Origin of the sequence: Microbacterium sp. NPDC091676, assembly GCF_044756645.1 — a bacterium.
GTDB classification, from domain to species: Bacteria; Actinomycetota; Actinomycetes; order Actinomycetales; family Microbacteriaceae; genus Microbacterium; species Microbacterium paraoxydans_D.
In genome coordinates this window covers 523,454-549,155 of record NZ_JBIVTI010000002.1, presented here as the reverse complement: position 1 = coordinate 549,155, position 25,702 = coordinate 523,454, and the positions used below count along the sequence as shown (strand labels likewise).

The window sequence follows — 25,702 nt, the reverse complement described above, 5'->3', positions numbered from 1 at the left end:
CGGTCAGGCCGCCAGCCAGAGGCCCTTCTGATCGGTGGCGACGGTGAGTCCCGCCGCGACCGTCTCGTCGTCGCCGATGCGGGCGCCCCGCACGATGCGGGCCCCGGCGCCGATGTCGGTGCGGACGCCGACGTGCGCGTGATCGCCGATCGCTGCGCCCTGCCCGACGTGCGCGTGGGCGTCGATGTACGCGCCCTCGCCGATCACGGCATCCTCGTCCACCCACGCACCGCGGGCGATGATGGCCCCCGCCCCGACGCGTGCTCCCGGTTCGATGTAGGCTCCCGCCTCGATGTGCGCCTTCGGATGCACCTTGGCGCCATGCGCGACGAGACCGCGACCGTTGGCGTGCTTGCGGTACCGCAGCGTCGCTCCGTGGTCGTTCTCGATGTCGACGTAGTTCTTGCCCACGATTCCTCCCGTGCTCCGGAGTTCTCCGGATATATCAACAACCATGGGAGGGGGAGATTCATTCCCGCGGATGGATACGGCTCAGCGCTGGCACCGGGGGCACCAGAACGTGATCCGCTCTCGGGTGGGATCGGCCCCCAGCTCCCCGCGACGGATGAGCGTTCCGCAGCGTCGGCAGGGGCGTCCGGCGCGTCCGTAGACCCACGTGGCCTGCCCGGGGCGGTCGATGCCGGTGAAGGTGCGATTGCGGCGGTCGCGGTTCGCGCGGATGGTCCGCACGCCCAGGTCGAGCAGGGCGGCGACGTCGACCTCCGGGGTCGGCGTGGTCGGCAGGATTCCGCGGAGGAACAGGAGTTCTGCCGCGTACTCGTTGCCGAACCCCGCGACGTTGCGCTGATCGAGCAGGGCGACGTGGATGGCCCGGGTGTCGGCGCCGAGCCGCCGCGCGGCCTCCATCGGGTCCCAGTCGGCGGCGAGCGGATCGGGGCCGAGGTAGCCGACGAGGTCGTCCTCGTCGCGGGTGGGGACCACCTCGACTTCGGCGATGTCCACGCCCACCGCCTCGCGTTCGGCCGTGCCCACGATCGCCCGCACCTTGAATGCGGGATGCCGCCACTTCTCACCCGGCCGGTACACGAACCAGGCGCCGTCCATGCGCAGATGCGAATGCAGCGTGCTCTCGCCGATCCGCAGCAGCAGGTGCTTCCCCCGAGGAACGGCGCCCTGCACGCGCTGCCCGGTGAGGTCGAGGGTCGCGAAGCGCGGAACACGGAGGTCGAAGCGGGTCACCTCCCCACCCGCGAGGGCCTCGTCCAGACGGCGGGCCGTGCGGAAGACGGTATCGCCCTCGGGCATCAGTCGATCCCGGGTGTGCGGTCGTGCGGTCCCGGGGTCGGCGCGGGGGCGGCGACGGCGAGCGGGGTGCGGACCAGCATGTCGCGTGCCAGCATCGTGCTTCCCGCGACCGCGGCCGGCATCACGGCGACCGCGCCGCCCGGGATGAGGAAGCAGAGCTGGGTGGCGACGCCGAAGCCCAGCACGCGGGCGCGACTGCCCGAGAACAGCGCGGCGCGGGCGGCGGGGCTGAGATCCCGGGCATCGAAGGCGCGACCGGTCAGCTCCCGCGCGAGCAGGCGGCCCGTGAGGACGACGCCGGACACGGCGCCGAGGACGCCGCCGACACCGGGAACGAGGCCGATGAGGAGCACGAGGACGGCGATCAGGATGCCGAGCACGACGAGCCGGAGCCCTTCGCCGACGGTGGTCCAGAAGCTGCCGCCGTCGGCGGGGGGCGGGTCGCCGAGATCCTTCTCCACGGCGTGCCAGATGCGCTGGTAGAACGGGTCGCCGATCGTGAGGGCGAGGGCACTGAACACGGAACTGGCCAGAGCGAGCGCGGCGGCGACCACCACGAGGCTGACCGCGGTCCGCAGGAACCCGCGCCAGGGCTCCACCCAGCCGTCGGCGAACGGGGTGAGCCAGGCCGACAGCGAAGGCATCGACAGGATCAGCGGCACGAGGACGGCGGCGAGGAGCACGAGCGCGATGATCGCGGGGACGAGCCCGAGCGCCATCAGCCCCGGGCGGGTGCGCCATACGCCGAACCCGCGGGACAGGGTGCGGACGCCGGCGGCGAACTCTCGGATCATGGCTCCAGGGTAGGGGTGGGTCGGTGGTGGTCGGGGTGATGTCGGGGTCAGACGGCCTTGCGGAGCGTGAAGCCGCGCGGGGTCTGCACGAAGCCCGCCTCCTGCAGAGCCCGCCCGAGGATCGTGCCGTACACCCCCTCGCCGTTCACCTTCTCGACGGTGAGGGTGTCGAGGCGGCGGTCTCTGGCCGTCGTCGCGAGGTCGGCGGCGGCGGCCTGCAGCACCTCCTCGTCGTCCGTGAAGCACAGCACGGTCCGTCCGCCGCGCTCGAGCGACAGGACGAGGGCGCCGTCGACGAGAACCACGAGGCCCCCGGCCTTGCGGCCGGGTCGATGCGACACGCCCTCGAGCTTCGGCCACCCCAGCGCCGCGCCGTACGGGTTCGCCGGGTCGGTGGCCGCCAGGGTGACGGCCTTCCGCGGCGGGGGGTCGGCGAGGCCGGCGTACGTGCGGAGACGGTCGACCGTGGCCGATGCCGCGAACTGTGCCGCGCCGAGCTTCTCGATCACGTAGCCGCGACGGCAGTGCCCCGCCTCCTCGAACCCGGCCAGCACGCGGTACGCCTGCGCGAAACCGCCGGGGACACCCTCCGACTGCACGGCTCCGCGGGTGACCACCCCGTAGCGGTCGAGGAGCAGTCCGGCGGTGACGGTCGCGCGGCGCGCCGGATCGGTCTCGACCTCGGGGAGCAGCGACCACCGACCGCCGATGGAGGTCGGGCGCGGAGCGGTGCGCGTGAGCGACATGCCGCGATAGGTGCGCGCACGCGGAGCGCGGCGCTTGACCTTGTGGGCCTGAGAACCCCCGGCCAGCAGCGAGCGGATCGGCGCGAACGTGTCGTTGGTGACGTGCCCGGACCAGGTCAGCGACCACAGGGCTTCCAACACCGACTGCTCGTTCTCGGCGCCGGTCATCTCCTTGAGCTGCGTGGCGAAGTACGCGCCACCCGCCGCGAGGGCCGCGAGGAGGCGTGCCTCCAGGGACTCCGCGGCGATCTCCGCGTCCGGATCGGGCAGGGTGAACGGGGCGAGATCGGCCGGGTGCAGCGAGACCCACCCGTCGCGCCCGGGGAGCGTGCCGTGTCCGGACCAGATCACCTCGCCCGCGGCCGTGAGCTCGTCGAGCATCGCCGGGCTGTAGTCGCGCACCCGCGACGGCAGGACGAGCGACTCCCAGGCGCTGGCGGGGATGGGGACGCCGGCGAACTGCTCGATCACCGTGAGCACGCCGTCGATGCCCTCCAGGGGCCGACCGAGGTGCTGCCAGTCCGGCAGGAACCGCGCATAGGCCTCCGGGGAGACCGGTTCGACCGACCCGCGGATCGCCGCGAGCGACCGCATGCGCAGCCGCCGCAGCACCTCGGTGTCGCACCACTCGATGTCGTCGCCGCTGCCGGCCGCGGTGGGGAGGAAGTACCCGCTCGTGAGGCGGCCGTTCGTCTCCAGGCGCTGCAGGGTGTGCCGGGCGACCGCGGTGCCGAGACCGAATCGCTCGGCGACGGCTGAGGTGGTGAACGGGCCGTGGGTACGGGCGTGACGGGCCACGAGGTCGCCGAGGGGATCCGCCAGAGGCTCGAGGAAGGCCACCGGGATGCCGGTCGGCAGGGCCGCTCCGAGAGCGTCGCGCAGGCGCCCGGCGTCCTCGATCGCGGCGACCCTGGCCACCCCGGCGATCGTGACGGGGATGGCCCGTCGCGCGGTCACGAGGTCGTCGAGCAGCGTCGCCGCGGTCGCTCCGCCGGTGGACTCCGGATCGAGGCGTGCCGCCACCTCGTCGGCGTCGAGCGGTCCGAGCAGCCGGAGCAGGTCGGCGACGCCCTCCAGGCCGCGCGCCCGACGCTCCGGGTCGAGGCGCTGGGCCTCGCGCTCGAACTGCGCGATGACGTCGGGGTCGAGGAGCTCGCGCAGCTCGACCGTGCCCAGCAGCTCGCCCAGCAGCGCGGGATCGACGGACAGGGCGGCGGCCCGGCGCTCGGCCAGAGGGGAGTCGCCCTCGTACATGAACGCGCCGACGTAGCCGAAGAGGAGGTCGCGCGCGAACGGCGACGGCTGCCCCGGCTGCGTCTCGACGAGGCGGATGCGGCGGTCGGAGATGCTCGTCGCCAGCCGGCGCAGCGAGGGCAGGTCGTAGACGTCCTGCAGCACCTCGCGCAGGGTCTCCAGGATCACGGGGAACGTGGGGTGCCGGCGTGCGACCTCGAGGAGTTGGGCCGAGCGCTGGCGCTGCTGCCACAGCGGCGTGCGGCGGTTGGGGTTCGTGCGGGGCATGAGCAGCGCCCGCGCGGCGCACTCGCGGAACCGCGAGGCGAACAGCGCCGAGCCGCCGACCTCCTGCGTGACGACCTGCTCCAGCTCGTCGGGGTCGAACACGAAGAGCTCCGCACCGGGCGGCTCCGACTCGGCGTCGGGGATGCGCACGATGATGCCGTCGTCGCTCGCCACCGCGGAGCCCTCGACGCCGAGACGCTCCCGCACCCGAGCATTGATCGCGAGCGCCCAGGGCGCATGCACCTTCATGCCGTACGGGGAATGCAGGATGACGCGCCAGTCGCCGACCTCGTCGTGTCCGCGCTCCACCGTCAGCGTGCGGTCCGTCGGCAGGGTGCCCGTGGCCTCCCGCTGCTCGGAGAGATGCGCGAGGAGGTTGGCGCGCGCCTGCTCGTCGAGCCCGGCCGCGATGAGACGCTGCTCCGCCTTCTCCGGCTTCGCGGCGGACACCTCGCGGGAGAACGCCCCGAGCGCCTCGCCCAGCTCGAACGGGCGGCCGATGCCGTCGCCGTGCCAGAACGGCACCTTGCCGGGCTGGCCGTAGGCGGGGACGACATTGACCCGGTCGTGGGTGATCTCGGCGATGCGCCAGCTCGTCGTGCCCAGGGTGAACACGTCCCCGACGCGGGACTCGTACACCATCTCCTCATCGAGCTCGCCCACGCGGGCGCCGGTGGACTCGCCGGCCACGAAGACGCCGAAGAGGCCACGGTCGGGGATGGTGCCGCCGCTGGTGACCGCGATCCGCTGCGCGCCGGGACGGCCGGTGAGGGTGCCGGCGTCGCGATCCCAGACGAGGCGCGGCCGCAGCTCGGCGAACTCGTCGGAGGGGAAGCGACCGGCCAGCAGGTCGAGCGTGGCCTCGTACGCGGAGCGGGGGAGCGACTGGAACGGGGCCGAGCGGCGGACGGTCTCGAACCACTCCTCGACGCTGATGGCGGCCAGGGCGCTGGCGGCGACGGTCTGCTGGGCGAGGATGTCGAGCGGGTTCCGCGGCACCTGGATGGCCTCGATCTTCCCCGCCAGCATCCGCTCCGTCACGATCGCGGTGTGCAGCACGTCGCCCCGGTGCTTCGGGAACAGGGCCGCGCGGCTGATCTCGCCGACCTGGTGTCCGGCCCGTCCCACGCGCTGGAGCCCGGAGGCCGCGGACGGCGGCGCCTCGACCTGGATCACGAGGTCGACGGCGCCCATGTCGATGCCGAGCTCCAGGCTGCTCGTGGCGACCACACAGCGGAGCACCCCCGACTTCAGCTCCTCCTCGACCTGCGCGCGCTGCTCTTTCGACACCGAGCCGTGGTGGGCCTTGGCGAGCACGGGATCGGCGCCGGCGGTGGACCCCGCCTGCGCCATCATCGCGGCGGGCACGGTCGGCTCCGGAAGCGCGACCCCGATCCGCTCCGCATAGATCTCGTTCAGCCGTCCGGTCAGCCGTTCGGCGAGGCGGCGGGAGTTCGCGAAGACGATGGTCGAGTTGTTCTGGAGGATGCGGTCGACGATCGCCTCCTCGACGTGCGGCCACACCGAGCCGGTGACCTCGGTGTACTCCGCATCGATTCCCGGGGCCTCCGGCGGCGCCCCGGGCGGCGGTGGCGGGTTGGTCATGTCGTCCATCGGCACGACGACGCCGAGCTCGAAGGTCTTCGACGCCGGGGGAGCGACGATCTCGACCGGGTCGGCGCCGCCGAGGAAGCGCGCGACCTCGTCGATCGGGCGGACGGTGGCCGAGAGGCCGATGCGCTGCGCTGCGGTCTCCGCGCCGTGGGAGCGGCGGAGGGCGTCCAGGCGCTCCAGGCTCACCGCGAGGTGCGCGCCGCGCTTGGTGGCGGCGACCGCGTGCACCTCGTCGATGATGACCGTGTGCACGTCGCGCAGGGTGTCGCCGGCCCGGCTCGTGAGCATGAGGTACAGCGACTCGGGCGTGGTGATGAGGATGTCGGGGGGATCGGACACGAGCTTGCGGCGATCGCTCGACGTGGTGTCGCCGGAGCGGACGCCCACCGTGATGCCGGGGGCGGTGAGACCGAGTCGCCGCGCGGACTGCCCGATGCCGATGAGGGGCGAGCGCAGGTTGCGCTCCACGTCCACACCGAGAGCCTTGAGCGGCGAGATGTAGAGGATCCGCGTGCGGGACCCGTCCTTCTTCGGCTCCTCCGGGAGGTCGGCGCGCTCGCGGAACACGCTGTCGATCGCCCAGAGGAACGCCGACAGGGTCTTGCCGGAACCGGTCGGGGCGACGACGAGGGCGTGCTTGCCGGCGGAGATCGCCTCCCACGCGCCCGCCTGTGCCGGTGTGGGTGCGGTGAAGGCACCCCGGAACCAGTCCTGTGTGGCCGGGGTGAAGCGGTCGAGCACGTCGCTCATGCCTCCATCATTCCCGACCCCACCGACATCCGGCTCGGACCTTGACACCGTGCAGACGGAAGGAGTGACGGGTCACCCCACCTCCCGCAACCCGCCGTCGGCATCGATCTCGAGGGTCAGGTCGAGGTCGAGCCGGGCGAGGAAGGCGTCGTCGTGGCTCACGACGAGCACCGCCCCTCGGTAGGCCCGCAGCGCCTCGACGAGCTGGTCGACCGTGTCGAGGTCGAGGTTGTTCGTCGGCTCGTCGAGGACGACGAGGTGCGGCGCCGGATCCGTGAGGAGCAGCCGGGCCAGGGCGACCCGGAATCTCTCCCCGCCGGAGAGCGCCGATACCGGGCGGTCGGTCGTCCCGCCCCGGATGAGGAACCGGGCGAGCCGGTTGCGGAGCTCCTTCTCCGGGACCTGCGGTGCCGCGGCGGCCACGTTCGCGAAGACGGACAGGCCCTCGTCGAGACCGTCGACCCGCTGCGGCAGGTAGCCGATCCGGTCGGTGAGCGCCTCCACCCGGAGCTCCGGCCGCTCCCGTGCCTCGTGTCCGGAGTCGGGCGCGACGCCGGAGACCAGCCGCTCCAGCAGCGTCGTCTTGCCGGCGCCGTTGCGGCCGATGAGAGCCACGCGCTCCGGACCCTGGATCACCCACGACCGTTCCGGATCGCCGAGCTCGGCGATCCGCCGGCTCCGCGACACGTCGGGGTCCGGCAGCTCGATCTTCATCGACGCGTCGGAGCGGACCCGTCGCCCCGCGGCATCGTGTGCCGCGCGGGCCGCGTCCTCCTTCGCGCCGACCTCGGTGCGCAGCCTTCCCGCGGACACCTCGGCGGCCATCTTCCGACCGTGCGCGACGATCTTCGGGACGCGCTTCTCGACCTCGGCCTTCTTGGCGGTCCGGGCCCGGTGGGCGAGCTTGACCTCGGCTTCGATCCGCTGGCGCTTCTCCTTGCGGAGCACCTGGGCGGCGGCGACCTCGGCCTGCTTCGCCGCGTCCTGCTCCGCGTCGAGCCACGCGCGCCACTCGGAGTAGGGGCCGCCGAACACGGAGAGGTTCCGTCCGTACAGCTCGGCGGTGTCGTCCATGAGCTCGAGCAGAGCGAGGTCGTGGCTCACGACGATGAGCGTGCCCTTCCACGACTGCACCATCGCGGCGAGGGCCGCCCTGGCGTCGCGGTCGAGATTGTTCGTCGGCTCGTCGAGGAGGGTGATGGGAGCCCGCCGCAGCCGGATGCCGGCGATCGCGACGAGCACGGCCTCCCCTCCGGACAGCTCGCCGACCGTGCGGTCGAGGAACGCGGGGGCGAGCCCGGCCTCCGCGAGGGAGGCCTCCGCCCGCGCCTCGATGTCCCAGTCGTCGCCGACCGCGTCGAAGTGCGCGGGATCGACGTCACCGGCGGTGATGGCCCGCACGGCATCGAGGGCTGCCGTCACCCCGAGGAGGTCGGACACCCGGCGGTCCACGTCGAGCGTGAGCTGCTGGGGGAGGAAGGCGACCTCGCCCGAGGCGCTGAGGGTTCCGGAGGTGGGGGCGAGCTCCCCGGCGATCAGCCGGAGCAGCGTGGACTTGCCGGCGCCGTTGCGGCCGACCAGTCCTGTGCGCCCGGCGCCGAAGGCTCCGGACACGCCGTCGAGGGCGACCGTGCCGTCGGGCCAGGTGAAGGACAGCCGGTCGAGGACGACGGCGGCGTGCGAGGAAGAGGGCTGTGACATGGGGTGTCTCCTGTCGAGTGCGAGGCTGCACTGACACCGAGCCCCTGCCGGACCGTGGAGTCACGGAAGCGGAGGAGGGCGTCTGCCGGGGAGTCGGCGATCGTCGGGTCAGCGCGCGAGAAGAGGGGCGCGGAGGCGACGATTCAGATCAAAGGACTTCCAGACACGGCGGACAGGACGCCACGACGATACCCGGGCGTGTCGCGCCGCGCAACTCCCGGGCGTGTCGCCGGTCCGTCGCGCGGGGGATGCGGGGCCGCGCGACGGCTCATACCGTGGAGGCATGGCAGACGATCGGAACCCCAGTCCCGACGAGATGCGCGCACGGACGGGCCTCGGCATCGGTCTCGCGCTCGGTGTGGCGATCGGCGTCTCGATGGGGATGGCGCTGGGCAACTGGGCCCTCGGCATCGGGATCGGACTCGCGATCGGCATCGCCCTGTCCGTGGCCTTCCGGGGTTCCGGGGGCGGCAGGGGAGACAGGGAGCAGGACGATGTCGACGACCCGGACTCCGCCGACGGCGCTCAGGACGGCCGGGACCCCTCCGCCTGATCCGCGCCGATCCCCTCGACCCAGGTCGTGAGGAACCGGTGCACGTCTCCGAGCTCCTCCTCGGAGATGCTGTGGGTGAGGCCGCTGTAGACGCGACCGGAGAGGGTCGTGTGCGTGGGGAGCCATTGCGCCGTGTGGGCGATCAGCGGCGCGGGGATGACGTCGTCGTGCGAACCGCGGCCCCAGAACACCGGGGGGCTGACCTCCGCGAGGTGCGCATCGCCGGGGAGGGGGTCCGGGGCGGCGTACCCGCTCAGCGCGACGACCGCACCGAACCGCTCGGGGGCCAGCCGCAGGGCCTGCAGCGACACTGCGGCGCCCTGGGAGAATCCGAGCAGCGCCACCGACGGCGCGTCCGTCGCGGCGTCGTCGAGCCAGCGCAGGAACGCCTCGGCCGCGGGGGTGACGGTGGCGGAGCTGCGTCCGTCGAGCCCCTCGATCGGGTACCAGGAGCGACCGGGGGTCGGCCAGGGCGGGGTCAGCGGCGCGGCGACGGAGGCCACCGCGATCCCCGGGGGCAGATACGGGACGAGGCCGAAGAGGTCGTGCTCGTCGGCGCCGTACCCGTGCAGCAGCACGAGCAGCGGGAGCCCGGCGCGGTCGGTGGGCGACCAGCGGGTCGCCGCATCGTCGATCGTCAGGTTCTCGGTCACACCGTCATCCTGCCAGGGCTCGCGCCGGTGCTGCCCCGGAGCGAGGACGGCTGGTAGAAAGGAGGCATGGCGGTGCGCACACCCGATCCGGAGCCGGAGCCCGAAGACGAGGGCCTCGGCTCGTTCCGCGACGCGAACCCGCCGAGCCCGGACGCGAACCCCGGCTGGCTGAGCGACGTCGAGCTGGAAGAGGCGCGGCGCCATCTGCCCATGCTGTACGTCGAGGCGATCCCCGTGCGCACCGATGGCTCCGGTCAGGTCACCGAGATCGGCGTGCTGCTGCGGTCCACCCCGCTCGGCGAGATCACGCGCACGATCGTGTCCGGTCGCGTGCGCTTCGGGGAGACGATCCGCGACGCCCTGTTCCGCCACGTCGAGAACGACCTCGGTCCCATGGCCTTCCCGCTCCTGCCGCCGCAGCCGCTGCCGTTCACGGTGGCCGAGTACTTCCCGATCCCGGGGGTGAGTGCGTATCACGACGACCGTCAGCACGCGGTCTCCCTCGCCTTCGTGGTGCCCGTGACCGGGACGTGCGAGCCGCGTCAGGACGCCCTCGAGGTGACGTGGTTCTCCCCGGAGGCCGCCGCCTCCGACGCCGTCGCCGCGGAGATGGAGGGCGGCCGCGGCACCCTCATCCGCCACGCGCTCGCCAGCCTCGGCCTCCTCCGCTGACCCCCTTCTCCTCCCTCCTTCTTCTCCCCGAGACCCCGGGTTCGCGTCGAGACCCCGGTGTCGCCGCGCGCTGAAGGCGGGGTCTCGACGAGAGCTCGGGGTCTCGGCGGAAGATGAAAGCTTGTCCTCCGAGCCGGGGAACCGGTATTCATGACGAAGGTGATCTGCTCAGAACGCCCTGATCCGCGCGGTCGTCGACCGCGTCCGTCCCGAAGGATGCCCATGGCGTTCGCCGCTCCTCTCCGCAGCCTCCGTGCGCTGGCCGTCACGGTCGCCGCCGCCCTCCTCGCCTCCGGCCTGGTCTTCGTCGCGACACCGGCGACCGCGGCCACGACCGCGCTCGACCCGGCCTTCCCGGGAGTCGCGGAAGCGCTTCCCGCGGCCGTCGCGAGGGCGGCGTCGGTCGCCGAGGCCCCCGCGCCGACCGACCCCGACCGCACCGCCACCGTCTCCGGCCGCGTCACGTTCCCGAGCGGCGCCGACCTGTCCCGCGGGCGCACCTTCGTCGCGGCCTACGCCCCCGGTGTCGACACCCCCGTCGCCGCGGCCGCGCTCACCGACGGCTCCTACTCCCTGCGCGTGCCGCAGGGCGACATCGTCCTCGGTGTGGTGTCCGAGGGGCGCGCCGTGTTCGACCTGGGCGGTCCGCAGCGCGGCGAGGTCCTGGCCGTCGGACCCGAGGGCGTCGTCCGTGACATGCGGCTCGAGCCCTCCGCCCTGATCTCCGGGAGCGTGACCGCGCCGAAGGGGACCGACATCACCGGGCAGCGGGTCGTCGTCGCCGTGTACCCGGTCTCGGGAGCGGGGACGGCGGTGACGGCCGCCACCCCGGTGACCGACGCCGGCACCTTCGCCGTCGGCGGACTGCCCGCGGGCGCGTATCGTGTGGCCTTCGTCTCGGGATCGGCGGGAGCGGTCTCGGAGTGGTGGGACGATGCTCCTCGTTTCGAGAAGGCGCGGACCATCACGCTTGCCGCCGGGGCCACGCAGTCCGGAGTCGTCGCCGCGCTCGAGCCGCTGCACCGGATGGAGACGTCCGTTCCCACGATCAGCGGGACGGCGACGGTCGGGCAGACGCTCCGCGCGGCGCCGGGGGCCTGGACGTCGGGCGCCGCGCTCGGATACCAGTGGTACGCGAACGGCGTCGCGATCTCGAAGGCCACCGCGTCGTCCCTGACCCTCACGACCGCGCACGCGGGCGCCCGCATCACGGTGCGCGTGACGGGGAAGAAGGCGGCCTTCGCATCGGCGACCGTCGCGTCGGCGGCGACGTCGGCCGTGCTGCGCGCGCTGAGCGCGCCGACCCCCGCCATCACCGGCACCGCCACCGTCGGACAGACCCTCAAGGTCAAGACCGGGACGTGGACGGCGGGGACGCGCGTAACCTACCAGTGGTACGTCGACGGCGTGGCCGTGTCCCGAGCGACCGGGACCTCCTTCAAGATCCCGTCCTCCGCGGCACTGAAGCCGGTGACGGTCGTCGTGTCAGGGACGAAGTCGGGGTACGCCGCAGCATCGAAGCGCTCGAAGCCGACGGCCGCGGTCAAGGGGATCCTCACCGCTCCGACGCCCCGGATCACCGGCTCCGCGATCGTGGGTTCCCGGCTCACGGCGGTCGCCTCGACATGGACCGGCGGGACGCGCCTGAGCTATCAGTGGTACATGAACGGTCGCGCGATCGCGCGGGCGACCGGCTCCACGCTGGTCGTCACGGCGGCCATGGTGAAGTCGAGGATCACGGTCAAGGTCACCGGGACGAAGAGCGGCTACGTCACGGCCGCGCGCACCTCCGCGCAGACCGCCGCCGTGACGTATCCCGCCCGCACCACGCCGGTCTCCACGTGGAACTGCCCGGCTTGGGCTCCCATCAAGGGCAACGCGCAGTCGATGATCTACCACGTGCGGAGCGGGGCGTACTACGCGAAGACCAAGCCCGAGGTGTGCTTCTCCACGGAGAGCGCCGCCGTCAAGGCCGGCTACCGCAAGTCGAAGCGGTAGGCCTCCCTCCGCCGAGACCCCGGGTTCCCGCCCACACCCCGGCGTAGACCCGCGGGCACCCCGGGGTCTCGACGAGAACCCGGGGTCTCGGCGGGTCAGGGGGGCGGGTCAGGGGCGGGTCAGGCGGGCGAGGGCGTCGACGAAGGCGTCGACGTCGGACTCCTCGGTGTCGAAGCCGCACATCCAGCGCACCTCGCGGCGGGCGGCGTCCCAGTCGTAGAAGCGGAACACGTCGCGGAGCTGATCGGCGATGCCCTCGGGCAGGGTCGCGAACACGCCGTTCGCCTGCGTCGGCTGCGTGAACTCCACCCCGACGATCGATCCGTCGGCGAGGCCGTCCTCGATCCGCCCGCGGAGCCGGGCCGCCATGGCGTTGGCGTGCCGGGCGTTGCGCAGCCAGAGGTCGCCGTCGAGCAGCGCGATGAGCTGGGCCGAGACGAAGCGCATCTTCGACGAGAGCTGCATGTTGAACTTGCGGGCGTAGTTGAGGCCGACGGCGGCGTCCGGGTTCAGCACGACGATGGCCTCGCCGAGCATGGCCCCGTTCTTCGTGCCGCCGAAGGTCAGCACGTCCACCCCGACGTCGGTCGTGAACGCCCGCAGCGGCAGGTCGAGGGCGGCGGCCGCGTTCGACAGGCGCGCGCCGTCGACGTGCAGCTTCATGCCGCGCTCGTGCACGTGATCGGCGATCATGCGGATCTCCTCCGCGGTGTACAGCGTGCCGAGCTCGGTGGACTGCGTGATCGAGACCACGAGCGGCTGCGCGCGGTGCTCGTCGCCCCAGCCCCAGGCCTCGCGGTCGATGAGCTCGGGGGTCAGCTTGCCGTCGTCGGTGGGGACGGTGAGGAGCTTGAAGCCGCCGATCTTCTCGGGCGCTCCGCCCTCGTCGACGTTGATGTGCGCGGTCGAGGCCGCGATCACGGCGCCCCAGCGCGGCAGCATCGACTGCAGGCCGGTGACGTTCGCCCCGGTGCCGTTGAACACGGGGAACGCGGCGGCGGTGTCGCCGAAGTGCGCCTGGAACACCTCCTGCAGGCGGGCGGTGTAGGCGTCCTCGCCGTAGGCCACCTGATGGCCCCCGTTCGCGGCCGCGAGGGCCGCCAGGACCTCGGGGTGGATGCCGGAGTAGTTGTCACTGGCGAAGCCCCGGATGGCGGGGTCGTGCGGGATGCTCACCGGACAAGCCTAATCGCCTTCCCCTACCGGATGTCCGAGGCCCGCTCTACCCTCGAACCCATGGAGCGCAGCGCGGCGAAGACCGCTTTCGCGAACGTCCTCGTCAACACGTTGATCGCCAACGTCACGACGAGCTTCCTGTGGTTCGCCCTCACCTTCTGGGTCTACATCGAGACCCGGTCGGTGCTGGCCACGGGCATCATCGGCGGCGCGTACATGCTGTTCGTCGCGTTCTTCGCGATGGTGTTCGGCACCATCGTCGACCGGCATCGCAAGCACCGCGTCATGCTCCTGTCGAGCGTCATCTCGGCGGTGGCCTTCCTCGTCGCGGGCGTGCTCTACCTGTGGCAGCCCGAGGCGTCCCTGCTCGACCTCGGCGGACCATGGTTCTGGTTGTTCTCGGGCGTCATCCTGTTCGGCGGAGTGATCGAACAGCTCCGCAACATCGCCCTGTCCACCACGGTCACGCTGCTGGTGCCGGAGGAGAAGCGGGCGAACGCCAACGGTCTCGTCGGCACGGTGCAGGGGCTCGCCTTCCTCGTCACGAGCGTCTTCTCCGGTCTGTCCATCGGCTTCCTCGGCATGGGGTGGACGCTGGGGATCGCGATCGCGGCGATGGCCCTCACCTTCGCCCACCTGCTGTTCATCCGGATCCCGGAGGCGGAGCCCGAGGTCGACCCGGAGGCGAAGAGCGCCGTCGATCTCCGCGGCAGCATCCGGGCGATCCGCCAGGCGCCAGGACTGTTCGCGCTCATCGTCTTCTCGACGTTCAACAACCTCATCGGCGGCGTCTACATGGCGCTCATGGATCCGTACGGACTCACCCTGTTCGACGCGCAGATGTGGGGGTTCGCCCTCGCTTTCGCCTCGACCGGCTTCCTGATCGGCGGCGGGCTCGTGGCCAAGTTCGGCCTCGGCAGGAAGCCCGTGCGCACGATGCTGCTCGTCGTGATCGCGATGGGGCTCCTCGGGGCGATCTTCATGCTGCGGGAGTGGTGGCCGCTGTACGTCCTCGGCATGTGGGTGTACATGGCGCTCGTGCCGCCCGTCGAGGCCGCGGAGCAGACGGTCATCCAGAAGGTCGTGCCGTTCGCGCGGCAGGGGCGGGTGTTCGGCACCGCGGCGGCGATGGAGGCGGCGGCGGCTCCGATCACCGCGTTCCTCATCGCTCCGATCGCCGAGTTCCTCGTGATCCCGTACATGGACAGCGCGCAGGGGCAGCGGCAGTGGGGGTGGCTCCTCGGCGAGGGCGAAGCGCGGGGCATCGCGCTGATCTGCCTCTTCGCGGGGCTGATCATGGTGGTGGCCGCGACCCTGGCCTTCTTCACCCGGTCGTACCGCACGCTCACCGAGCTGTACGCGACCGCCCCCGACCCGGCTCCGGAGGAGGCTCCCGAACCGGCAGCCGACGCCGTGGACGAAGCGGGCGACGGCCCGCACGCGTTCCGTGACGCCCCGCCGATCGTCCCCGGCATACCGCCCGAAACCCGGTGATCGTCCGAGGAGGGGGACTCAGCCCAGGTCGAGCACCCGGTCGTTGAGGTCCGCGGCGTCGACGTTCCAGAGCCCCACGAGACGCGCGGCGAGGACATCAGGGTCGAGGGCCTTGGCGCGGAACACGACGGCAGCGGCCCGCAGCGGTTCGTCGGCCTCCCGCGCCGCCTTGGAGAATCCCTGGGCGACGGCGCGGGTCCAGGCCTCGCTCGCCGCTTTGACCGCTGCATAGTTCGCTCCGCCGGCGAGGGGGCGTGCGACGGCGGTCGACGACACGATCGCGAATCGTCCGGCAGCGGAGGCGCGGAGGTGGGCATCGAAGGCGCGGCTCGTCGCCCGCACCGCCTCCAGCGCCGGCAGCAGTGCCGCGAAGTCGTCGTCGGTCTGCCCGGCGAGGCCGCCGCCGCCCCGCCAGCCACCCACGAGGGGCACGACCGCATCGACCGTCTCGAGTCGCGCGGCGAGCGCCGTCATCTCGGCGAGGGAGGTCGCATCGGCGAGCTCGGTCTCGGCGCCCGCCTCGGCCAGCGGACGCAGCCGCTCGTCCGTACGGCCGGTGGCGATCACCCGCGCCCCGGCGTCGCGCAGCGCCCTCGTCGCCGCGAGGCCCGCGGCGCTTGTCGCCCCCGCCAGCACGACCACCCGGTCCCCAGCTCCCTGGCTCGTCGACGTCGTCATGCGGTGTCCTCTCGGTCGGAGATGCCTCTGCGGCCGGACCCGGGATCCGGGTCTCCGGCCGCAGAGGTGGTGCGCCCCAGCGTCACAACGAAGCGGTGCGGATCAGTCGTCCGTACCGCGGATGCCGACCGTCGACTCGATGACCGGCTTCATCTTCTTGTCGAGCGTCTCGAAGAACATCGACAGCGGGAACTCGTCGTCCAGGACCGCGTCGGTGTAGCCCTTCGGCGCTCCGGCGAGGATCTCGTCCGACAGCCCGCGGGCCCACTGCGAGGCAGGATGCGGAGTCAGCGTGCCGCGGACCAGATCGTAGGCGGCGAGCCAGTGCGCGACCTTGGGGCGGTCGATCGAGTGCCAGTACAGGTCGTCGATCGCGTCCCCGAGGGCCACGACGGCGTCCGGCACGTTCTCCCAGTCGAAGGCGAGCGCCGTGTCGGTCCAGTGCAGCACGCCGCGCTGGTGCAGCCAGGCGAACAGGAGCTGGCCACCCACCGCGTCGTAGTTGCGCACGCGCGTGCCGGTGATGGCGAAGCGGAAGATGCGGTCGAAGATCACGGCGTACTGCACGAGGTGCGCATACTCGTGCATCTCCCGCTCGGTCTCCGTGAGCTCCTCGCCCGCCGCGACCCGGGCATCCAGGGCCCGCTCGATCTTCACCGACTCGCGGAACGCCGTCATGTCGCAGCGCATCTCCTCCAGCGAGTAGAGGAAGAACGGCATCCGCTGCTTGATCATGAACGGGTCGAAGGGCAGGTCTCCGCGCATGTGGGTGCGGTCGTGGATGATGTCCCACATCACGAAGGTCTTCTCGGCGACCTCCTGGTCCTCCAGCATCGCCGCCGCGCGCTCGGGAAGATCGAGGTTGGTGATCTCCGAGGCCGCGCGGACCACGCGGCGGTAACGGGCGGCCTCACGGTCCTGGAAGATCGCGCCCCAGGTGAAGGTCGGGATCTCGCGCATGGCGACGGTCTCCGGGAAGAGCACCGCGGAGTTCGTGTCGTAGCCGGGCGTGAAGTCGACGAGTCGCAGCGAGACGAAGAGCTTGTTGCCGTAGTCGCCCGCCTCGAGCGCGGCGATGAACTCCGGCCAGATGGTCTCGACGATGAGCGCCTCGACCAGGCGGTCGCTCGAACCGTTCTGGGTGTACATCGGGAAGACGACCAGGTGGCGGATGCCGTCGACGCGATGCTGCTGCGGCTGGAAGGCCACGAGCGAGTCGAGGAAGTCCGGCACGCCGAAGTCCTCGGCCGCCCAGCGCTCGAAGTCGGCGACGGAGGCGGCGAGGTAGTCCGCGTCGTGGGGGAAAGCGGGGGCGAGTGCCCGGATCGCCGCGGTGATCTCCCCGACGAGTGCGGTCGCCTGGTCCCGGGTCGCTGAGCTCGTCGAAGCGCCAGGGATCGAGCCGTCCTTGATCTGCAGCTCCCGGATGGCGATCGCCGCCTGCTTGAGCTGCGCCCAGGCGGCGGAGTTCTCGACGATCGACGCATCCTCGACGACCTCGGGTTCGCCGACGACGGCCTGAACAGCGGAACTGTTGGCGGAAACGAGGGACATCGGAACCTCCGATCGCAGTGAAAAACGGAAAGATTCCGGTGATAACGGAATCCTGACGATAATCTTACAGCTATGGATGATTCTGTCGACCGTTCGATCCTGGCGACCATCTCCCGTGACGGGCGGGCCACGCTGTCTCAGCTCTCCGACGCCGTCGGGCTGTCGGTGTCGGCGGTGCAGTCGCGGCTGCGGCGGCTCGAGACCCGCGGGGTCATCACCGGCTACCGCGCGATCCTCGACCCCGAGCAGGCGGGCACTCCGTTGTCCGCCTTCATCGAGATCACGCCGCTCGATCCGGCCCAGCCGGACAACGCCCCCGAGCTCCTGGAGCACCTCGATGCGATCGAGGCCTGCCACTCCATCGCCGGCGACGCGAGCTACATGCTCTTCGTCCGCGTGCCGACGCCGCGCGATCTGGAGCAGCTCGTCCGCGACGTCCGGCTCGCGGCGAACGTGAGCACGCGCACGACCGTGGTCCTGCAGACGTACTACGAGCACCGGCCCATCATTCCTGTCGCCACCGCCGAGTAGGGCGGCGTCAGAGCAGCGCGCCGACGAGCGCCTCGCCCAAGGGTGTGCGCACGTGCTGCATGCGGGAGCCGTCCCGCTCGCTTGCCACGAGCCCGGCGTCCCGCAGCACGGTGAGATGGTGCGACGCCGTCGACAGCGCGAGCCCCGCATCGGCGGCCACCTCCGAGGTCGTGCGCGGCGTCCCCGCGGTGAGGAGGATGCCGGCGCGCGCTGGGCCGAGCAGGGCCCCCAGGGCTGCCACGGTCTCGCCCGTGTCCCGTGCCCACCCCGCGGTCACGCCACGGGCGGGATAGAACAGCGTCGGCTGTGCCGGCGGCTCGGTGAGCACAAGGCAGCCCCAGGACGAGAGGACGGAGGGCACCAGCACGAGGCCGCTGCCGCGACAGTCCACCTCCTCACTGTGCCGGCGGAGCGAGACCCGCACCGCACCCGCGCCCCATGAGACCTGGGGATGGAGGGCGCCGGCCATCCCGGCGATGCCGGTCGTCGCGATCACCCGGGCACGAACGGCGATGTCGGCCCGGAGGAGTCGCTCCAGCTGAGGCCAGGTCGGTGCCAACGCGGCCTCCCAGACCTCCTCCCAGGCGTCGGCGATCATCGCACGTGCGCGCGCCGGCCGGGCGGACAGGTCGCGCAGGGCCTGACGCTGTGCGCCCGTCGAGCGCTGGATCCGCTTGCCGAGGTCGACGCGCAGCGGGTCGAGCGCCGCCTCCCGCAGGGCGGCGAGCTCGGCCTCGGGGGTCAGGTCGTCGCGCGGAGTGCTGGTGAGGAAGTCCGGAAGGTAGCCGTCGTCGCCGATCACCGTCGCCAGGAGCGCGAAGGCGTCGCGCGGCAGCCCCTCCCGCGCGGTGCGGAGCCACCCCCACTGCAGAGGGTGCGCCGCCGGGCGGAGGAGCACGCGCACCGCGTGCGCCAGTTCGTGCCCGGGGGAGATGCCGAGCCGCACCGCCTGGATGTCACCGGGACTCAGGTGGAACTCGACCCGGTGATCCGGGTGGTCGACGCCCTCGACGGGCACGGAGTTTCGATCCACGTCGAAACTCTAGGAGGTCCCCCGTGTGCTGTCGACACTGGGGTCATGACCGAGATCGACCTTCCCGTCCTCGTCCCGAGTGGGGCGATCCGCATCGGCACAGGGCGCAGCCGCCGATTCGTCGGCGCCGAGCACGGAGCCGCCGTCTCCTACTTCTTCGTCGAGAACCAGCCAGGGGAGGGGCCGGGGCTGCACTGGCACCCCTACTCTGAGACCTGGATCGTGCTCGAGGGCACGGTGCGTATCCGGATCGGCGACGACGCCCTCGTCGCGCGAGCCGGAGATACCGCCACCGCGCCCGCCTTCACGCCACATGGCTTCACCAACGCGGGGACCGGGCTCCTCCGGATCCTCTGCATCCACGCGTCCGACACGATCATCCAGACGTTCCTCGACGAGGACTGAGAGCGGAGACCACCATGTCCTTCCAGGCATACCTCGACAAGGTCGAGACCCAGACCGGGCTGACGCCGCGGCAGTTCATCGACCTCGCCCACGAGCAGGGCTTCGACGAGAGCACGAAGTCCACCGTCGTCCTCAACTGGCTCAAGCAGGAGTACGGGCTCGGCCACGGCCACGCGCAGGCGATGGTCCACGTCATCCTCAAGGGACCGAAGATCAGCGACAAGCACGTCGGCACGACCGGGTCGCACGCCGACAAGACCGACGAGCTCTGGCTCGACGGCAAGGACAGCAACCCGCACCGCTGAGCTCGTCGCCTCGCCGCGACGACTAGGATTCCGTGGGTGGCAGCATCCTCCCAGCGCAAGAAGAAGTCCGGTCGTCGCACCCCGCCGCGCACCAGCGGCAACCCGGCCAAGCGGCCGGTCGTCGAAGCGGGTCCCGTGACGATCGGCGACTGGATCGGTGCGGCGCGTCTGCGAACGCTGCCCCTCGCGATCGCCCCCGTCGTCATCGGTACGGGAGCCGCGCGGAGCACGGGCCCGGAGTTCCACTGGGTGATCGCGCTCGCGTGCCTCGCCGTGGCGGTCCTGCTGCAGATCGGCGTGAACTTCACCAACGACTACAGCGACGGCATCCGCGGCACCGACGCCCATCGGGTGGGCCCGGCGCGGCTCACGGCCTCCGGCCGCGTGAAGCCGCGCACGGTGCTCGTCATCGGCCTCGTCTTCTTCGCGCTCGCCGCCGTGGTCGGCGTCGCGATCGTCGTACGCACGGAGCAGTGGTGGATGCTCGCGGTCGGCGCGGCCTGCATCGTCGCCGCGTGGTTCTACACCGGCGGGAAGCGGCCGTACGGGTACTACGGCCTCGGCGAGGTCTTCGTCTTCGTGTTCTTCGGGCTCGTCGCCACCCTCGGCACCACCTGGGTGCAGGTCTTCATGCTCCCGCAGCAGGCCTGGCTGGGAGCGATCGCCGCCGGACTGTTCGCCTGCGCGGTGCTGCTGGCCAACAATCTCCGCGACATCGATCAGGACCGCGAGGTCGGCAAGCGCACGCTGACGGTCCTCATCGGCCGCCGCGCCACGCAGGTCCTCTTCACGCTCTTCGTGCTCGTGCCGTTCGGCATCGCTGTGTTCCTCGCGTTGCTGTTCCCGATCGCCTGGCTCGCGCTGCTCGCGCTCCTGGCCGGTCTCCCCGCGATCGTGATCGTCTGGACCTACCGGCAGCCGCGGGAACTGGTGATCGCCCTCGCGCTCACCTCTTTGACCTCACTGCTCTACGCGGGGGCCCTCTTCTGGGCCTTCGCCGGCTGACCCGTCCCCGTCGCCCGCGCCGCCGGGCACAGGGACCGAGATGCCGCTCGAACCTATGGGTCAGCCGAGAGTTTTACGACCCGGTCCAACAATCGGACCTGCCTCGGGCCTCCGAAGCTGTGCGCGGCGGGGCCGTCAGGGGCGGTCGTCGGGGGCGCGGTCGACGAGTTCGTCCTCCGCGTCGGCGTCGGCCTGCTGCCCGGACACCTTCCCCTGCCGGCGCTCGTGCAGGCGTGCCGAGGCGTCGGAGAGCGGAGCGCGGAGGAACAGCATCGAGATGCTCACGCCGATGAGGGCGGCGAAGATGGCGGCCAGCCACCAGAACTCGCGGAAGATCGGGAAGAAGAGCCACAGGATGGCCAGCGGGACGAGGAACGCCAGCAGGCGCAGCACGGTGTAGACGAGGAGGGGGGCGGGCTTCTTCACCCCTCCAGTCTACGTTCGCGGATCTGTGCCCCCTCCGTGACGCCGGAGCCCGAGGGCCGCGAACGGGATGCCCCGCACCACGCGCCGCCACGGATGCTCGCCCAGGGTCCACAGCATGTCGTCGTCGGGATCGAGGGCCAGATCCTCGCAGCCGACCGGCAGGGCCACGGGGTGTCGGGTGAGCGCCGGGCGAGGCCCCGACCACAGCACCCCGGGGCGCAGGTGGTCGGACTGCGACACGAAGTAGCGGTCGCCCCACCGCACGGCTCCCTGCATGTGCCGGATCCCGGGGGTGAAGCGCTCCCGTTCCACGAAGCCGCCGTCGGTGCCGTCGGGGACCGTGAACTCGCCGATCGCCCCGGTCTCCTGACCCCGGTACTCGCCGATGAGCACGCGGGGGAGCGGCGTCCCGTCCGCGTCGAACACCCGACCGAGGAAGGAGCACCGCAGGGCGACCGGGTGGCGCCGCGTCCGCACCGCGACGATCGTCGTCCGTCGGTCCCGGCGGCTGGTGCCTCCGCGGATCCGCTGCGCTTCCGTGCCGTGCACGCGCCGGAGCGCCCCCAGGTCGAACTCCCAGATGCCCTGACCTGTCGCCGCCGCGAACAGGCGGTCGCCGAACCAGGCGAGACCGCCCGCATGGATGGGCGCGGGCTGCAGGACGCCGTCGTCGTCGGCGACCGCCAGCACGATGTCGATGCGGCGGGCGCGCTCGCGGTCCACGAGCACGACCCGCGAGGCGAGGTGGCGCCCCGAAGCATCCTGGCGGAACCAGCTCACCGCGAGGGCGCGCCGTCCGCGGCGCTCGCCGACGTCGATGCCCTGGGGGTACCAGCGCTGCGTCCAGGAGCGGGCGGTGAGCCAGCGCAGCTCGATGCCGCTGCGCCGGCGACGCCGACGCATCGGACGCCACATCGTGTTCCACGGCCACCGCATCCGTCCATCGTCGCCGATCCGGAGACCGCATGCGAATTTTCACGGATTGACCTAGGTCGATTCGCACGATCGAACAGACAGTTGTATCGTGTTACGTGTTGAGTGCTGATCTTCATGGAGTCGCGCTCGACGACGCCTCGCGGTCCGCTGGTGGGGGCCAGTACCGCCGCGAGGTGGCCGTCGCCTCACGGTGACGGTTCACCGGATGCTCGCATCCGGCAGTGCAACGCACTGGGGGTGTGGCTCGTTCGGGTGCGGGCCACACCTCAGCGTTCGCCCTCCTCGACGCCGCCCGTATCGTGCTCAGACCGTGCGCCAGTCGTGGCTCTCGATCGCCGCACCCGCCTGTGGTCCCATCTGGAGCATCCCGCCGTCGATCACGACGGAGGCGCCGGAGATGTACGCGGCCTCCGGCGAGGCGAGGAAGGCGATCAGGGCGGCCACCTCGCGCGCGTCCCCGGGGCGTCCGAGCGGGATGCCGGGGCGGTCCTCGGCGTGCGGGTCGGTGTCGGTCTGCCCGGTCATCGGGGTCGCGATCTCGCCCGGGGCGACGCTCACCGCGCTGATCCCGTGCCGACCGAGCTCCAGCGCGAGGTTCTTCATGAGTCCGCCGAGGCCGTGCTTGGCGGTGTCATACGCGCTCGCCCCCACCATCGGCTGGTGCTCGTGCACGCTGGTCACGGAGATGAGCCGCCCCCCGCGCCCCGCGGCGACCATCGACCGGGCCGCCCGCTGCAGGCACGCGAACGCGCCGGTGAGGTCGGTGTCGAGCACGCGGTTCCACTCCTCGAGCGTGACGTCGAGGAACGGGGTCTGGAGTCCGGCGCCGGCATTGTTGACGAACACGTCGACGCCGCCGAGTTCCGCGATCAGCTCGTCGATCACGTCGCCGCACGCGGGGATGTCGGAGACGTCGAGCTGCGTCACCACCGCGCGGGCGCCGTGACTGCGCACCTCGTCCGCGGTCTCCTGGGCGCCGGCCTCGTCGCTGTGCCAGGTGATGCCGACGTCGATCCCGGCTGCGGCGAGGGCGACGGCGGTGGCGCGGCCGATCCCGGAGTCGGCGCCGGTCACGATCGCGCGGCGGGCCTCGGCCTCCAGCCGTGCCTGCGGGTCTCCGGCTTCCGCCATCGGCGTCGGGGTCTTGTCGTTGTGCTGAGATTCGGACATGTCGGCCTCCTGCTCGGTCGTCATCGGTGCGAGCGACGGTACGGGGGCGGCTCGGCGCGGGCGAACCGGTTGACGGAGAGCGGCGGCGACGCTAGCCGTCTCCGTCATCCGGCGACTCATGGTGTTATCCCAGGCAACGGTCCTGGCGGGAAGGATCACGGCCGGGTAACGTCATCCCCATCGCGGCGATCCGGGCGGTCCCGGGCCCCGGCTCATATCCGGAGGCGTTGCGGGTTCGACTCCCGCCGTCGCGTCCACTTGGTCCCGTGCGCGGCCGCTCATCCCGGATGATGGAGGCATGCCTTCCGCCCCTCGCCCCGGACTCCGGGTCTCCGCGGGTTTGACGATCCCGGAGGTCGAGCTGTCCTGGCGGTTCTCCCGATCGTCGGGCCCCGGCGGTCAGGGCGTGAACACCACCGACTCCCGGGTCGAGCTGGTGTGGGATGCGGCGAACTCCGCGGCCCTGTCGTCGACGCAGCGGGAGCGGATCCTGGAGCGGCTCCGCGGACGGCTGGTCGACGGCGTGCTGACGATCGCCGCCTCCGAGCACCGCGCGCAGCTGCGCAATCGGGAAGCGGCCAGGGAGAGGCTCGCCGCGCTCGTCGCGGAGGCGATGCGTCCGCCGGCGCCGGCCCGGCGGGCGACGAAGCCGAGTCGGGGATCGAAGGAGCGGCGGCTGACGGCGAAGCGCCGCCGCACCGACGTCAAGAGCCTGCGGCGGCGCCCCCGCGAGGACTGACGTCCGCCGGCCGCTCTGCGCTCGGCGAGCCGGTGAGCCGCTCCTCGATCGGGGCCCAGCCGTGTTCGAGGAGCGCGGAGCCGGCGTCGAGCACCTCCTGCTGATCGTCGCTCTCGGTGACGAGGATCTGCATCTGCAGGACGAACCGCGCGTACACCCGGACCTCGGGGGTGGGGGTCGGGATGCCGAGCTCGTCGGCGATGGCCGCGGCGAGCGCATCCTCATGGCGCAGCCACATCTTCGACGCGTAGTCGCGGAGCGCCGGCGTCTCGTTGAGGAAGCGCAGGAAGACGCGGGCCACGTCGTCGCCGTGCTCGTCGAGGTTGGCGCCGACCTCGGCCGCGTAGAAGTCGTGGATGGCCCGATTGATCGTCACGCCGGTCGGCCGGTCGCGCACCGCCGAGACGAGGCGATCGCGCTGCTCGTCGTCCTCGTCGAAGACGAGAGCCTCCTTCTGCGGGAAGTGGGCGAACACGGTGGTGGGGGAGACATCGGCGGCGTCGGCGACCTCGCGGATGCTCACGTTGTCGAATCCGCGCTCCAGGAACATCCGGGTGGCCACGTCGGAGATGTTCTTGCGGGTCGCGGCCTTCTTGCGCTCGCGGCGGCCCGGGGGCGGGGGCGTCGTCATGCGGCCACCCTATCGCGCATCGGAACCAAAACTGAATTGACACCAAAACTGGTATCGCTACACTTTCGGTATGACTTCACCTCATCTTCCCGTTCGCGGCGCCGGCCGCGCCTGGGTCATGCTCGTCGTCCTGACGATGCTCACGGTCATCGGCATGACCGTCGTCCTTCCCGTCCTGCCGTTCGTCGTGCTGCAGTACGTCGCGCACGAACACGACCTCGCTCTCTGGGTCGGGGTGCTGGAAGCGGTCAACGGGCTGTGCGCCTTCCTCGCCGCACCGCTCCTCGGGCGGCTCTCCGACCGGTTCGGACGACGACCCGTCATCATCGTCGCGGCGTTCGGCGCGGCCTTCTCGATGGCGCTTTTCGGCGTGGGCGGGGCGATCTGGGTGCTCGTGCTCGCCCGTGTCATCCAGGGGCTGACGGCCGGAGACCTTCCCGCCCTGTTCGCCTACCTGGCCGACATCACGCCGCCCGAGAAGCGCGCGCAGCGCTTCGGGCTCCTCGGCGCACTGACCGGCATCGGCACCATGATCGGTCCCGCCATCGGCGGTCTGCTCGCCGCGGTCGATCTGCGCCTGCCCGTATTCCTGACCACGGCGGTCGGTCTCACGATCGCGGTCCTCAGCATCTTCCTGCTGCCGGAGAGCCTGCGGCCGGAGAACCGCATCGCCCGGATCGCTCTCCGCGATGTCCAGCCGTTCGGCGTGTTCCGTACCGCGTTCGGCCGGCCCGAGCTCCGAGGGCTGATGATCGCGTTCGCACTGCTCGCGCTGCCGTTCGGCTTCTTCGTGAACAACTTCAGCGTGCTCGCCCTCGACGCCATCCAGTGGGGACCGACGCAGATCGGCCTGCTCACGGCGGGGGTCGGCATCATCGACATCCTCATCCAGGGCGTGCTGCTCGGCATCCTGCTGCCGCGGATGGGGGAGCGCGGCGTGATCGTCAGCGCCATCACCGCGCAGGCGATCGGTCTCGCCGGTCTCGCGGTCGTGGCCTCGCTGCTCGCCCAGCCGTGGCTCTTCATCGTCGGCGCGCTCCTGCTCGCCGCCGGTCAGGGCGCGGCGCAGGCCGCGATGGACGGGGCGATGTCCAACGCCGTCGGCGACGACGAGCAGGGCTGGCTCGGAGGCGCCACGCAGTCCCTCAACGCCGCGATGGGCACGATCGCCCCGTTGATCGCGGCGGCCCTCTACACCGCGGTCAGCCATGCCGCGCCGTACTGGCTGGGCGTCGGGATCATGGTCGTCGCCGCGCTCGTCGTCGCGCGGGCGCACATCGCGAACACCGCGAAGCGTCCCGTCTCGGAGGCGCAGGACGCCGTCGGGGTCGCCGAAGCGCGGGTCTGAGCC

Annotated in this window: 24 protein-coding genes and 1 tRNA gene; 11 read left to right on the top strand and 14 right to left on the bottom strand. The window is 71.8% G+C overall.

The annotated features are described in order from the left end of the window. Positions 1-3: 3 nt before the first annotated feature. The 5 genes from ACIQID_RS15880 to ACIQID_RS15860 form a co-directional block, all read right to left on the bottom strand. Positions 4-411 carry a DapH/DapD/GlmU-related protein gene (locus ACIQID_RS15880; RefSeq protein WP_136050897.1) on the bottom strand — a complete coding sequence of 136 codons (408 nt, stop codon included), beginning with the start codon at positions 409-411 and terminating at the stop codon, positions 4-6. Between the two features lie 81 nt (positions 412-492). Then, positions 493-1,266: a DNA-formamidopyrimidine glycosylase family protein gene (locus ACIQID_RS15875; protein ID WP_400286868.1), complete on the bottom strand. Its 774-nt coding sequence runs from the start codon at positions 1,264-1,266 to the stop codon at positions 493-495. Continuing rightward, positions 1,266-2,060, bottom strand: coding sequence for an EI24 domain-containing protein (locus tag ACIQID_RS15870; RefSeq protein WP_400286865.1), 795 nt, complete (start codon positions 2,058-2,060; stop codon positions 1,266-1,268). Before ACIQID_RS15870 ends, ACIQID_RS15875 begins: the two co-directional genes overlap by 1 nt. 47 nt (positions 2,061-2,107) lie before the next feature. Continuing rightward, complete coding sequence (locus ACIQID_RS15865) at positions 2,108-6,691, bottom strand: ATP-dependent helicase (RefSeq protein WP_400286862.1); 4,584 nt, start codon at positions 6,689-6,691, stop codon at positions 2,108-2,110. A gap of 72 nt (positions 6,692-6,763) precedes the next feature. After that, positions 6,764-8,392, bottom strand: a complete 1,629-nt coding sequence (locus tag ACIQID_RS15860; RefSeq protein ID WP_400286859.1) for an ABC-F family ATP-binding cassette domain-containing protein — start codon at positions 8,390-8,392, stop codon at positions 6,764-6,766. A gap of 283 nt (positions 8,393-8,675) precedes the next feature. On the opposite strand from ACIQID_RS15860, the gene ACIQID_RS15855 reads away from it, so the two are divergent. Beyond that, positions 8,676-8,945, top strand: coding sequence for a hypothetical protein (locus ACIQID_RS15855; protein ID WP_400286856.1), 270 nt, complete (start codon positions 8,676-8,678; stop codon positions 8,943-8,945). Here ACIQID_RS15855 and ACIQID_RS15850 read toward each other — a convergent pair. Continuing rightward, positions 8,918-9,598 carry an alpha/beta hydrolase gene (locus ACIQID_RS15850; protein ID WP_400286853.1) on the bottom strand — a complete coding sequence of 227 codons (681 nt, stop codon included), beginning with the start codon at positions 9,596-9,598 and terminating at the stop codon, positions 8,918-8,920. The two genes, ACIQID_RS15855 and ACIQID_RS15850, sit on opposite strands and share 28 nt — an antisense overlap. A 66-nt stretch (positions 9,599-9,664) precedes the next feature. On the opposite strand from ACIQID_RS15850, the gene ACIQID_RS15845 reads away from it, so the two are divergent. Together ACIQID_RS15845 and ACIQID_RS15840 are read left to right on the top strand one after the other, a co-directional pair. Continuing rightward, complete coding sequence (locus tag ACIQID_RS15845; protein ID WP_259954327.1) at positions 9,665-10,270, top strand: NUDIX hydrolase family protein; 606 nt, start codon at positions 9,665-9,667, stop codon at positions 10,268-10,270. A gap of 222 nt (positions 10,271-10,492) precedes the next feature. Next, a complete protein-coding gene (locus tag ACIQID_RS15840) occupies positions 10,493-12,268 on the top strand; it encodes a hypothetical protein (protein ID WP_312675707.1) in 1,776 nt (591 codons plus the stop codon). Positions 12,269-12,376: 108 nt separating this feature from the next. Here the strand turns inward: ACIQID_RS15840 and ACIQID_RS15835 are convergent, their stop codons facing one another. Beyond that, positions 12,377-13,444, bottom strand: a complete 1,068-nt coding sequence (locus ACIQID_RS15835) for a threonine aldolase family protein (protein ID WP_400286848.1) — start codon at positions 13,442-13,444, stop codon at positions 12,377-12,379. A 60-nt stretch (positions 13,445-13,504) separates the two neighbouring features. Between ACIQID_RS15835 and ACIQID_RS15830 the strand changes: the two genes are divergently transcribed. Then, the gene (locus tag ACIQID_RS15830) at positions 13,505-14,938 is read left to right on the top strand and encodes an MFS transporter (RefSeq protein WP_400286845.1); all 1,434 of its coding nucleotides are present in this window, start codon (positions 13,505-13,507) and stop codon (positions 14,936-14,938) included. Between the two features lie 18 nt (positions 14,939-14,956). Here the strand turns inward: ACIQID_RS15830 and ACIQID_RS15825 are convergent, their stop codons facing one another. Together ACIQID_RS15825 and ACIQID_RS15820 are read right to left on the bottom strand one after the other, a co-directional pair. Beyond that, on the bottom strand, positions 14,957-15,616 hold the full coding sequence (locus ACIQID_RS15825; protein WP_400286843.1) for an SDR family NAD(P)-dependent oxidoreductase: 660 nt from the start codon (positions 15,614-15,616) through the stop codon (positions 14,957-14,959). A gap of 102 nt (positions 15,617-15,718) precedes the next feature. After that, the gene (locus ACIQID_RS15820; RefSeq protein WP_312675699.1) at positions 15,719-17,170 is read right to left on the bottom strand and encodes a DUF6421 family protein; all 1,452 of its coding nucleotides are present in this window, start codon (positions 17,168-17,170) and stop codon (positions 15,719-15,721) included. A 72-nt stretch (positions 17,171-17,242) separates the two neighbouring features. Between ACIQID_RS15820 and ACIQID_RS15815 the strand changes: the two genes are divergently transcribed. Further along, positions 17,243-17,701: an Lrp/AsnC family transcriptional regulator gene (locus tag ACIQID_RS15815; protein ID WP_312675697.1), complete on the top strand. Its 459-nt coding sequence runs from the start codon at positions 17,243-17,245 to the stop codon at positions 17,699-17,701. Positions 17,702-17,708: 7 nt separating this feature from the next. Here the strand turns inward: ACIQID_RS15815 and ACIQID_RS15810 are convergent, their stop codons facing one another. Then, a complete protein-coding gene (locus ACIQID_RS15810; RefSeq protein ID WP_400286838.1) occupies positions 17,709-18,734 on the bottom strand; it encodes a DUF5937 family protein in 1,026 nt (341 codons plus the stop codon). Positions 18,735-18,779: 45 nt separating this feature from the next. On the opposite strand from ACIQID_RS15810, the gene ACIQID_RS15805 reads away from it, so the two are divergent. Genes ACIQID_RS15805 through ACIQID_RS15795 form a run of 3 tightly spaced genes read left to right on the top strand, consistent with a single transcriptional unit; the run spans position 18,780 to position 20,449 of the window. Then, positions 18,780-19,139: a cupin domain-containing protein gene (locus ACIQID_RS15805; protein ID WP_312675694.1), complete on the top strand. Its 360-nt coding sequence runs from the start codon at positions 18,780-18,782 to the stop codon at positions 19,137-19,139. A 14-nt stretch (positions 19,140-19,153) separates the two neighbouring features. Next, positions 19,154-19,444, top strand: coding sequence for a DUF4287 domain-containing protein (locus ACIQID_RS15800; RefSeq protein ID WP_292786005.1), 291 nt, complete (start codon positions 19,154-19,156; stop codon positions 19,442-19,444). A 36-nt stretch (positions 19,445-19,480) separates the two neighbouring features. Next, positions 19,481-20,449 carry a 1,4-dihydroxy-2-naphthoate polyprenyltransferase gene (locus ACIQID_RS15795; RefSeq protein WP_400286834.1) on the top strand — a complete coding sequence of 323 codons (969 nt, stop codon included), beginning with the start codon at positions 19,481-19,483 and terminating at the stop codon, positions 20,447-20,449. 135 nt (positions 20,450-20,584) lie between these two features. On the opposite strand, the gene ACIQID_RS15790 is transcribed toward ACIQID_RS15795, so the two are convergent. The 3 genes from ACIQID_RS15790 to ACIQID_RS15780 form a co-directional block, all read right to left on the bottom strand. After that, positions 20,585-20,875 (bottom strand): DUF4229 domain-containing protein, encoded by a 291-nt coding sequence (locus ACIQID_RS15790; protein WP_312675691.1) that lies wholly within the window; start codon positions 20,873-20,875, stop codon positions 20,585-20,587. Between the two features lie 9 nt (positions 20,876-20,884). Continuing rightward, entirely contained in the window at positions 20,885-21,811 is a 927-nt protein-coding gene (locus ACIQID_RS15785) for a hypothetical protein (RefSeq protein ID WP_400286830.1), read from the bottom strand. Between the two features lie 303 nt (positions 21,812-22,114). After that, the gene (locus tag ACIQID_RS15780) at positions 22,115-22,942 is read right to left on the bottom strand and encodes an SDR family oxidoreductase (protein ID WP_400287138.1); all 828 of its coding nucleotides are present in this window, start codon (positions 22,940-22,942) and stop codon (positions 22,115-22,117) included. Between the two features lie 220 nt (positions 22,943-23,162). On the opposite strand from ACIQID_RS15780, the gene ACIQID_RS15775 reads away from it, so the two are divergent. Next, positions 23,163-23,238 (top strand) — tRNA-Met (locus tag ACIQID_RS15775). A 41-nt stretch (positions 23,239-23,279) separates the two neighbouring features. Beyond that, a complete protein-coding gene (gene arfB, locus ACIQID_RS15770; protein ID WP_312675689.1) occupies positions 23,280-23,720 on the top strand; it encodes an alternative ribosome rescue aminoacyl-tRNA hydrolase ArfB in 441 nt (146 codons plus the stop codon). Here arfB and ACIQID_RS15765 read toward each other — a convergent pair. Beyond that, a complete protein-coding gene (locus ACIQID_RS15765) occupies positions 23,686-24,351 on the bottom strand; it encodes a TetR/AcrR family transcriptional regulator (RefSeq protein WP_312675687.1) in 666 nt (221 codons plus the stop codon). The genes arfB and ACIQID_RS15765 overlap by 35 nt on opposite strands. Before the next feature lie 70 nt (positions 24,352-24,421). Between ACIQID_RS15765 and ACIQID_RS15760 the strand changes: the two genes are divergently transcribed. Then, positions 24,422-25,699 carry an MFS transporter gene (locus ACIQID_RS15760; RefSeq protein ID WP_400286825.1) on the top strand — a complete coding sequence of 426 codons (1,278 nt, stop codon included), beginning with the start codon at positions 24,422-24,424 and terminating at the stop codon, positions 25,697-25,699. The last annotated feature ends 3 nt before the right edge of the window (positions 25,700-25,702 follow it).

Excerpts from the sequence above, each read along its gene's own strand:
- ACIQID_RS15875 (WP_400286868.1), bottom strand. The coding sequence starts at position 1,266 with ATGCCCGAGGGCGATACCGTCTTCCGCACGGCCCGCCGTCTGGACGAG.
- ACIQID_RS15870 (WP_400286865.1), bottom strand. The coding sequence starts at position 2,060 with ATGATCCGAGAGTTCGCCGCCGGCGTCCGCACCCTGTCCCGCGGGTTC.
- ACIQID_RS15865 (WP_400286862.1), bottom strand. The coding sequence starts at position 6,691 with ATGAGCGACGTGCTCGACCGCTTCACCCCGGCCACACAGGACTGGTTC.
- ACIQID_RS15860 (WP_400286859.1), bottom strand. The coding sequence starts at position 8,392 with ATGTCACAGCCCTCTTCCTCGCACGCCGCCGTCGTCCTCGACCGGCTG.
- ACIQID_RS15855 (WP_400286856.1), top strand. The coding sequence starts at position 8,676 with ATGGCAGACGATCGGAACCCCAGTCCCGACGAGATGCGCGCACGGACG.
- ACIQID_RS15845 (WP_259954327.1), top strand. The coding sequence starts at position 9,665 with ATGGCGGTGCGCACACCCGATCCGGAGCCGGAGCCCGAAGACGAGGGC.
- ACIQID_RS15840 (WP_312675707.1), top strand. The coding sequence starts at position 10,493 with ATGGCGTTCGCCGCTCCTCTCCGCAGCCTCCGTGCGCTGGCCGTCACG.
- ACIQID_RS15830 (WP_400286845.1), top strand. The coding sequence starts at position 13,505 with ATGGAGCGCAGCGCGGCGAAGACCGCTTTCGCGAACGTCCTCGTCAAC.
- ACIQID_RS15825 (WP_400286843.1), bottom strand. The coding sequence starts at position 15,616 with ATGACGACGTCGACGAGCCAGGGAGCTGGGGACCGGGTGGTCGTGCTG.
- ACIQID_RS15820 (WP_312675699.1), bottom strand. The coding sequence starts at position 17,170 with ATGTCCCTCGTTTCCGCCAACAGTTCCGCTGTTCAGGCCGTCGTCGGC.
- ACIQID_RS15815 (WP_312675697.1), top strand. The coding sequence starts at position 17,243 with ATGGATGATTCTGTCGACCGTTCGATCCTGGCGACCATCTCCCGTGAC.
- ACIQID_RS15805 (WP_312675694.1), top strand. The coding sequence starts at position 18,780 with ATGACCGAGATCGACCTTCCCGTCCTCGTCCCGAGTGGGGCGATCCGC.
- ACIQID_RS15800 (WP_292786005.1), top strand. The coding sequence starts at position 19,154 with ATGTCCTTCCAGGCATACCTCGACAAGGTCGAGACCCAGACCGGGCTG.
- ACIQID_RS15785 (WP_400286830.1), bottom strand. The coding sequence starts at position 21,811 with ATGCGGTGGCCGTGGAACACGATGTGGCGTCCGATGCGTCGGCGTCGC.
- ACIQID_RS15780 (WP_400287138.1), bottom strand. The coding sequence starts at position 22,942 with ATGGCGGAAGCCGGAGACCCGCAGGCACGGCTGGAGGCCGAGGCCCGC.
- arfB (WP_312675689.1), top strand. The coding sequence starts at position 23,280 with ATGCCTTCCGCCCCTCGCCCCGGACTCCGGGTCTCCGCGGGTTTGACG.
- ACIQID_RS15765 (WP_312675687.1), bottom strand. The coding sequence starts at position 24,351 with ATGACGACGCCCCCGCCCCCGGGCCGCCGCGAGCGCAAGAAGGCCGCG.
- ACIQID_RS15760 (WP_400286825.1), top strand. The coding sequence starts at position 24,422 with ATGACTTCACCTCATCTTCCCGTTCGCGGCGCCGGCCGCGCCTGGGTC.